The organism is Oleiphilus sp. HI0125 (assembly GCF_001635355.1).
In genome coordinates this window covers 1-836 of sequence record NZ_LWGF01000293.1, presented here as the reverse complement: position 1 = coordinate 836, position 836 = coordinate 1, and the positions used below count along the sequence as shown (strand labels likewise).

Sequence of the window (836 nt, the reverse complement as noted above, 5' to 3'; positions counted from 1 at the left end):
AATGCAGTAGGCATGGCGATCGCAGAAAAGTCTTTGGCTGCCCAGTTTAATCAAGATGGTCACGACATCGTTGATCACTACACTTACGCCTTTACTGGTGACGGCTGCCTTATGGAAGGTATTTCGCACGAAGTATGCTCTCTTGCGGGTACTCTAGGCCTCGGCAAACTTGTTGTATTTTATGATGACAACGGCATTTCTATTGATGGCGAAGTTGAAGGCTGGTTTACAGACGACACGCCTAAGCGTTTTGAATCATACGGATGGCAAGTAATTCCTGCAGTAGATGGCCATGATGCAGACGCAATTGAAGCAGCGATTGCACAGGCGAAAGCGAACACCACTCAACCAACATTGATTTGCTGCAAAACAATCATTGGCTTTGGTTCGCCAAATAAAGAAGGTAAAGAAGATTGCCACGGCGCACCATTAGGGGAAGAAGAGATCGTTGCAACGCGTGCGAAGTTAGGCTGGGAATTCGGTGCATTTGAAGTACCTGAAGATGTCTATGCACAGTGGGATGCAAAAGATAAAGGCCAGCAGCTCGAAGATGCATGGGAAGAGAAGTTCTCGGCTTATGCTGAGGCTTACCCTGAGTTAGCGCTCGAATTGGCACGCCGCTTATCTGGCGATCTACCGGAAGATTTCTCTGAGAAAGCGAAAGCTTACATTGATCAGTGCCAGGCCGATGCAAATACAGTTGCTAGCCGCAAAGCTTCTCAGAACACACTAAACGCATTTGGCCCACTTCTTCCCGAGTTTATGGGGGGCTCTGCGGATCTCGCACCATCGAACCTTACAATGTGGAGCGAATCAAAAGCTGTTACAGCTGAAGA

1 pseudogene is annotated in these 836 nt (G+C 48.1%); it reads left to right on the top strand.

The annotated features are described in order from the left end of the window. Positions 1 to 836: pseudogene (locus tag A3762_RS04065) on the top strand (transketolase); the annotation flags it as partial.